7 protein-coding genes are annotated in these 7227 nt (G+C 73.6%); 1 reads left to right on the top strand and 6 read right to left on the bottom strand.

Going from position 1 to position 7227, the window contains the following annotated elements; translation table 11 throughout:
* Positions 1–69: 69 nt before the first annotated feature.
* The 6 genes from ahcY to ACFV6D_RS17960 all read right to left on the bottom strand — a co-directional run bounded on the left by ahcY (position 70) and on the right by ACFV6D_RS17960 (position 6574).
* Positions 70–1518 carry an adenosylhomocysteinase gene (gene ahcY, locus ACFV6D_RS17985; RefSeq protein ID WP_063349141.1) on the bottom strand — a complete coding sequence of 483 codons (1449 nt, stop codon included), beginning with the start codon at positions 1516–1518 and terminating at the stop codon, positions 70–72.
* Between the two features lie 374 nt (positions 1519–1892).
* On the bottom strand, positions 1893–2870 hold the full coding sequence (locus ACFV6D_RS17980) for a cation diffusion facilitator family transporter (RefSeq protein ID WP_380430764.1): 978 nt from the start codon (positions 2868–2870) through the stop codon (positions 1893–1895).
* A 76-nt stretch (positions 2871–2946) separates the two neighbouring features.
* Positions 2947–4221, bottom strand: coding sequence for an SIS domain-containing protein (locus ACFV6D_RS17975; protein WP_380343738.1), 1275 nt, complete (start codon positions 4219–4221; stop codon positions 2947–2949).
* Between the two features lie 66 nt (positions 4222–4287).
* The gene (locus ACFV6D_RS17970; protein ID WP_063349138.1) at positions 4288–4470 is read right to left on the bottom strand and encodes a Trm112 family protein; all 183 of its coding nucleotides are present in this window, start codon (positions 4468–4470) and stop codon (positions 4288–4290) included.
* 83 nt (positions 4471–4553) lie between these two features.
* Positions 4554–5939, bottom strand: a complete 1386-nt coding sequence (locus ACFV6D_RS17965) for a phosphomannomutase/phosphoglucomutase (RefSeq protein WP_063349137.1) — start codon at positions 5937–5939, stop codon at positions 4554–4556.
* 191 nt (positions 5940–6130) lie between these two features.
* Positions 6131–6574 (bottom strand): DUF3499 domain-containing protein, encoded by a 444-nt coding sequence (locus tag ACFV6D_RS17960; protein ID WP_079136306.1) that lies wholly within the window; start codon positions 6572–6574, stop codon positions 6131–6133.
* Between the two features lie 85 nt (positions 6575–6659).
* On the opposite strand from ACFV6D_RS17960, the gene ACFV6D_RS17955 reads away from it, so the two are divergent.
* Positions 6660–7112 carry a metallopeptidase family protein gene (locus ACFV6D_RS17955; RefSeq protein WP_079135840.1) on the top strand — a complete coding sequence of 151 codons (453 nt, stop codon included), beginning with the start codon at positions 6660–6662 and terminating at the stop codon, positions 7110–7112.
* Positions 7113–7227: the final 115 nt, after the last annotated feature.

Genomic DNA, 7227 nt, shown 5'->3' with positions numbered 1-7227 from the left:
GCCGGCACCCCTGCGCAGGGGTGCCGGCCACCGGCGTACGCCGCACCGCGTCAGCCGCGGTTCACCGCATCAGTAGCGGTACTGATCCGCCTTGTACGGGCCCTCGACCGGGACGCCGATGTAGTCGGCCTGGTCCTGGCTCAGGGTGGTCAGCTTCACGCCGAGCGCGTCGAGGTGCAGCCGGGCGACCTTCTCGTCCAGGTGCTTGGGCAGCACGTAGACGCCGATCGGGTACTGCTCGGTCTTCGTGAACAGCTCGATCTGGGCGATCGTCTGGTTCGCGAAGGAGTTGGACATCACGAACGACGGGTGGCCGGTCGCGTTGCCCAGGTTCAGCAGGCGGCCCTCGGAGAGGACGATGATGGTGCGGCCGTCCGCCTTGCGCCACTCGTGGACCTGCGGCTTGACCTCGGTCTTCACCACGCCGGGCAGCTGCGCCAGGCCGGCCATGTCGATCTCGTTGTCGAAGTGGCCGATGTTGCCGACGATGGCCTGGTGCTTCATCCGGGCCATGTGGGAGGCCATGATGATGTCCTTGTTGCCCGTGGTGGTGATGAAGATGTCGGCCGTCTCGACGACGTCCTCCAGGGTGGCGACCTGGTAGCCGTCCATCGCCGCCTGGAGCGCGCAGATCGGGTCGATCTCGGTGACGATGACGCGGGCGCCCTGGCCGCGCAGCGACTCGGCGCAGCCCTTGCCGACGTCGCCGTAGCCGCAGACGACGGCGACCTTGCCGCCGATCAGGACGTCGGTGGCGCGGTTGATGCCGTCGATGAGCGAGTGGCGGCAGCCGTACTTGTTGTCGAACTTCGACTTGGTGACCGAGTCGTTGACGTTGATCGCCGGGAACAGCAGCTGGCCGTCACGGTGCATCTCGTACAGGCGGTGGACACCGGTGGTGGTCTCCTCGGTCACGCCCTTGATGGTGGCGGCGACCTCGGTCCACTTGTTCGGGGAGTCCTTGAGGGTGCGGTTGAGCAGCTCCAGGATGATCCGGAACTCGTCGTTGTCCGCGGTTGACGGGTCCGGCGCGGCACCGGCCTTCTCGAACTCGACGCCCTTGTGGATCAGCAGGGTGGCGTCGCCGCCGTCGTCCAGGATCATGTTCGGGGTCTTGCCCTCAGGCCAGGTCAGGGCCTGCTCGGTGCACCACCAGTACTCGTCGAGGGTCTCGCCCTTCCAGGCGAAGACCGGCACGCCCTGCGGGTTCTCCGGGGTACCCTCCGGGCCGACCGCGATGGCGGCGGCCGCGTGGTCCTGGGTGGAGAAGATGTTGCAGGAGCACCAGCGGACCTCGGCGCCCAGGGCGGTGAGGGTCTCGATGAGGACGGCGGTCTGCACGGTCATGTGCAGCGAGCCGGTGATGCGGGCGCCGGTCAGCGGCTTCGACTCGGCGTACTCGGCGCGGATCGACATCAGGCCGGGCATCTCGTGCTCGGCCAGCTGGATCTCCTTGCGGCCGAACGGCGCCAGGGAAAGGTCGGCGACCTTGAAGTCACCGGTGGTGTCGGTCGACATGCGTCTGCTCCTCGCTGATGGGGTGGGCGTGGCCAAGGTCCTGTGTGTGCGGTCGCAGCGGGGCGGGGCCGTACGGGTGCACGGCTACGCCGGGGCGGCCGGATCCGTGGTGCTGGACCGGTTCCCTGCTGCGCAGCACAAACCGTCGGAGGACCTCTCTCCCTCGACCGGGGCACACCCCGCAGGGGCGGACCGCCGATCAACCGCCATCAGCAGCGACGTTCTGGCTCTGGTGACGAATCTACACCGGCGGCCCCACCGGCCGTCCGCCGATGAGCGATTTCGGCCTCGGACCGGACGGGTCCTCAAGCGGATCCCAGCCGGCGCCCTGGTCTGCCCCCGGCCGGCCCCGGCCAGGGGCGGACCGGCGCCGGTCAGTGCGAGGCGCCGGGCCCGGGCCCGCCGGGGGTGGCCGCCGGGTCCTCGCCCGCGGCGGCCTTCTCGGCGCTGTAGACGTCGGGCTCCAGGTAGATCGCCCGCGCGATCGGGACCGCGGCCCGGACCCGCTCCTCCGCCGCGTCGATCGCCTGCGCGACGCGGGCCGCGCTGTCCTCCGCGTTGACCGCGATCTTGGCGGCGACCAGCAGTTCCTCCGGCCCCAGGTGCAGGGTGCGCATGTGGATCACGCCGGTGACGGCCTCGCCGTCCACCAGCGCCTCGCGGATCCGGCGCACCGAATCCCGGTCGGCGGACTCGCCGAGCAGCAGCGACTTGGTCTCCAGGGCGAGCACCACCGCGATCACCACCAGCAGGAGGCCGATGCCCAGGGTGCCGACGCCGTCCCAGACGCCGTCGCCGGTGACCACGGTGAGCGAGACGCCGAGCAGCGCGAGCACCAGGCCGATCAGCGCGCCGGCGTCCTCCAGCAGCACCACCGGCAGCTCCGGGGCCTTGGCGGTGCGGATGAACTGCACCCAGCCCTGGCCGCCCTTGGCCTTCGCCGACTCGCGCATCGCGGTGAGGAAGGACCAGCCCTCCATCGCGACGGCGAAGAGCAGCACGCCGACCGCCCAGCCCCAGGAGTCCAGCTTCTCCGGGTGGTTGACCTTGTGCCAGCCCTCGTAGATCGCGAACAGGCCGCCGACGCTGAAGAGGACGATCGCCACCAGGAAGCCGTAGACGTAGCGCTCGCGGCCGTACCCGAACGGGTGCTCCTCGTCCGCCTCCCGGCGCGCCCGCTTGCCGCCGATCAGCAGCAGCACCTGGTTGCCCGAGTCGGCGACCGAGTGCACGCCCTCGGCCAGCATCGACGAGGAGCCGGTGAAGCCGAAGGCGGTGAACTTGGCCACCGCGATCGCCAGGTTCGCGGACAGTGCCGCGACCAGTGCCTTGGTGCCGCCTTCTGTACTCATGCTTCGGGTCCCTCCGCCGCAATGGCTGGTCGCGCTGCTCCGTCGAGCGCTTACCGTACCGGCCGTGCGGCGCGGCTCAGGACTGCGCGGCGGCGAGCCCGAGGTAGACGGCGGCGAAGTCGGTCAGCGCGACCAGGTCGGCGAGCGCGTGCAGCGGGTCCGGCCTGCTGGTCGCGTACTCGGTCAGCCGGACGTCGTGGGCGCCGGCCAGCCGGTGCGCGCGGGTGACGCCGAAGCTGCGCGGGCCCGCGTCGTCCTCCGGCACCTCGGCCGGCCCGCCCTGCTCCTCGGGCGCGCCGCCGGGACGGACACCGGACTGGGCACCGGGCGCCCCCGGGACGTGCCGCAGCAGCAGGACCTGGAGGTGCAGCGGATCCGGCTCGTCGACCCGGTCGCGGAAGAAGTCGTCCGGGTCCGCGCCCGCGCCCAACTGGCCGGTGAACATGCCGCGGTGGGCGGTCAGCACCTGCGGCAGCGGCCCGGCCAGCGCCGGGCGGCCGGCCCGTTCGGCGAGCTGGGCGGCGAAGCGGGTGGCGACGGCCCCGGCGATCGGGCCCTCGGCCCACAGCAGCGGGACCGTCCCGGCCAGCCGGGCGGCCAGGCCCTTGGCCGGGTTGGTGTACGCGGCGGCGTCGGGGCGGCAGCGGACGGCGGTCGCGTCCAGCAGGTCGGCGACGGCCGGCAGCGCGTCGTACGGCAGCTGGGTGATGCCGATCTTCTGGGCGAGCGCGAGCAGCGGGGCGAGGTGGGACCACAGCGCGGCCGGGTCCTCGGCGGGGAGGTCCGGCTCGGCGGCCGGGCCGGCGGGCGCCTCGTCCTCGGGCAGCGCGGAGGCCACGTACGGCAGCGGCAGCGCGCGCACCTGCAGCGCGGCCTCGGCCAGCGGGCTGCCCGCCGGGGCGGTGACCACGATCGCGCAGCCGCGCGCGTAGGCCTGCTCGGCGAGGCCGACCAGGCCCGGTTCGCCGCCGTCGGCGGAGCTGACCACCAGGAGGTCCAGCGGGCCGGCCCAGCCGGGCAGTTGCCAGCCGAGCCCGGCGGTGAAGGCGGGCGGCGCGCCGGCCCGGTCGGCGCGCGGGGCGGCCGCCTCGGTCGGCGGCAGCGTGGTGATCAGGCCGGCGTGGCCGGCCAGCGCGGTCAGGATCTCGCCCGCCGTCAGGGCGCTGCCGTGGCCCGCGACCAGGACGGCGCGCGGGCGGCCGTCCGGGCGCAGCCGGTCCAGGCCGGCCGCGTCGGCCAGCCGCAGCGCGGTGCGGACCCGCGCGCCGGCGCCGGCCAGGGCCAGCAGGGCGCGGTCGCGGTCGGCGCGCTGCAGGGCGGCCGGGTCGTCGAGCAGGGTGTCGTCGAGCATGCGGCGGGCCTCCGGCTGCTGTCCTGTGCGCGCTGGGCTGGCGGGGTGGGGGCTTCGCCCCAAGGATCAGGCCGGGCGGCGGGCCTCGTCCACCAGCAGGACCGGAATGCCGTCCCGGACCGGGTACGCGAGGCCGCAGTCCGCGCCGGTGCAGAGCAGCTCGGGCTGCTCCTCGGTGCCGCCCTCGGTGAGCGCGGCCCGGCACTGCGGGCAGACCAGGATCTCCAGCAGGAAGGATTCGAGCTTCATGGGGCTCTCCAAAAGTCGGGGGGTGGCACGGCGGTGCCCCGGCCGATAGGCAACCCTACCGGCCGGGGCACAGGAGGCCTCGGTCAGGCGCGGACGATGGCGAGCACGCCGTCGCGCAGCTCGGCCATCTTCGCCGGGTCCTTGGCCTCGGCGTTCAGGCGCAGCAGCGGCTCGGTGTTGGAGGCGCGCAGGTTGAACCACCAGTCCGGGCCGGCCACGGTGAGGCCGTCCAGCTCGTCGACGGTGGTGCCCTCCAGGCCGGCGTAGGCGGCGCGGACGGCGGCGGTGCTGGCGGCCTGGTCGGCGACGGTGCTGTTGATCTCGCCGGAGGCGGCGTAGCGGTCGTACTCGGCGGTGAGCGCGGACAGCGTGCCGGGCTGCCCGCCGAGCGCGGCCAGCACGTGCAGCGCGGCCAGCATGCCGGTGTCGGCGCGCCAGAAGTCGCGGAAGTAGTAGTGCGCGGAGTGCTCGCCGCCGAAGACGGCGTCGGTGACGGCCATCTCCTGCTTGATGAAGGAGTGGCCGACCCGGGTGCGCACCGGGTTGGCGCCGAGCTCGCGGACCACCTCGGGGACGGTCCAGGAGGTGATCAGGTTGTGGATGACGGTCGGCTCGGCCTCGCCGGCGGCCTGGGCGCGGGCGATCTCGCGGGCGGCGACCAGGGCGGTGATGGCGGACGGGGAGACCGGCTCGCCGCGCTCGTCGACGACGAAGCAGCGGTCGGCGTCGCCGTCGAAGGCCAGGCCGAGGTCGGCGCCGACCTCGCGGACCTTGGCCTGGAGGTCGACGATGTTCTTCGGGTCGAGCGGGTTGGCCTCGTGGTTGGGGAAGGTCCCGTCCAGCTCGAAGTACATCGGGACGAGCTCGATCGGCAGGCCGTCGAAGACGGTCGGCACGGTGTGGCCGCCCATGCCGTTGCCCGCGTCCACGACGACCTTGAGCGGGCGGATCGCGGTGAGGTCGACCAGGCCCAGCAGGTGGTCGGCGTAGCCGCGCAGGGTGTCCTGCTCGGACAGCGCACCGGGCTTGACGTCCTTGGCCGGGACGGTGACGGTGTCGTCCTCGCCCGTCCAGGACTCGACCAGCTCGCGGATCTCGGAGAGGCCGGTGTCCTGGCCGACCGGGGCGGCGCCGGCCCGGCACAGCTTGATGCCGTTGTACTGGGCCGGGTTGTGGCTGGCGGTGAACATCGCGCCGGGCAGGTCGAGCTTGCCGCTGGCGTAGTAGAGCTGGTCGGTCGAGCAGAGGCCGATCTGGACCACGTCGGCACCGTAGGCGGCGGCGCCCTCGGCGAACGCCCGGGTGAGCGACGGGGAGGAGGGGCGCATGTCGTGGCCGACGACGATCGCGGACGCGCCGGTGACCTGCACGAACGCGGCACCGAAGGCCCGGGACAGGTGCTCGTCCCACTGGTCCGGGACGACGCCTCGGACGTCGTAGGCCTTCACGAGCTGCTTGAGGTCGCGCACTGCGGCTCCACCCTGGTCTCTGTACTGGTCGGTGTGCGTGTGATCGGCGGCTGGCCGCCCACGGTCACGATACGTCGGGGTCACCGCCCGTTCGGTCGACGGTCCGCGGTGACGGTAGACGGGCAGCGTACCCAAGTCGGACGAACGCCCGGTGCAGGCCCTGGGCGGGGTACGGCGTCGGCTGTGCGGCGTCAGTTGTCCGGCGAGCGCAGGACGCGCAGGTGGCCGCGGCGGCCGCCCTCGGTGGACTCGCCCTCGGACCCGCGGCCCTGACGGGGGGTCTGCGGCCGGGCGGCCTCGCGGACGGCGTTGGCGAGGGCCTCCAGGTCGTCGCTGCTGCGGCGCAACGGCCCCGCCTCGGCGGCCAGCCGGACGACCTCCCAGCCGCGCGGGGCGGTGAGGCGCTCGGCGTGCTCGGCGCACAGGTCGTAGCAGTGCGGCTCGGCGTAGGTGGCGAGCGGGCCCAGGACGGCGGTGGAGTCCGCGTAGACGTACGTCAGCGTCGCGACGGCCGGCCGGCCGCACGCGGTCCGCGAACAACGACGTACAGAGCTCACGAGGGTGGACGGTACCGCACTCCTCGCCGGGGAGCGAAGACCGCCTGTCCGGCGGGTGTGCCGTGTCGCGGTCCGCACGCCGGTCCACGCCTCCGCCGCCCCGGGCGTTTCCCCGTCGGAGTAGTCCACTTCCGACCGTCCAAGGACTACCCTCGGCAGTGATATGGACAGCTCTGCACCGCAGTCATCGACGGGACCCTCGCGCCGTCCCCGGCATCGCGACCGGCACGGCAGGGGGCTGCGCGGCCCGCTGGCGCCGCCCCAGGTGCCGATCTCGCTCACCCGCTCCGAACTGTTCGACGACTACGTGCGCGAATCGGTGGAGCGTCTTGAACGGCGCTGGCCGCAGTTGATCGAAGTGGAGTTCGCCGTCCAGGAGGTGCCGCTGCACGAGCCCGACGCGGCCGACGGCGAGGACGGCGTGCCGCTGGGGCGGGTGTTGCCGGGCAAGCAGGGGCGCAAGAGCCAGATCGTGGTGTACCGGCGGCCGGTGGAGATCCGGGCGAAGACCCGGGAGGACCGCGCGGCGCTGGTGCACGAGATCCTGATCGAGCAGGTGGCGGAGCTGCTGGGACTGTCCCCGGACGCCATCGACCCGCGCTACGACGAGGACTGAGCACGCGGAGGCGGGGGGGGGGGGGCGGGGGGGGGGGGGGGGGCGCGGGGCGGTCGCGCCGGGCGGCGCCCCCGTGCAGTGCGGGCGGGGGGGGCCAGGGGGGTGGGGTGGGGGT

Source organism: Kitasatospora sp. NPDC059812 (assembly GCF_042732075.1).
GTDB lineage: Bacteria > Actinomycetota > Actinomycetes > Streptomycetales > Streptomycetaceae > Kitasatospora.
The sequence above is the reverse complement of the archived record's forward strand: the minus strand, read 5'-3'. Positions and strand labels throughout refer to the sequence as shown.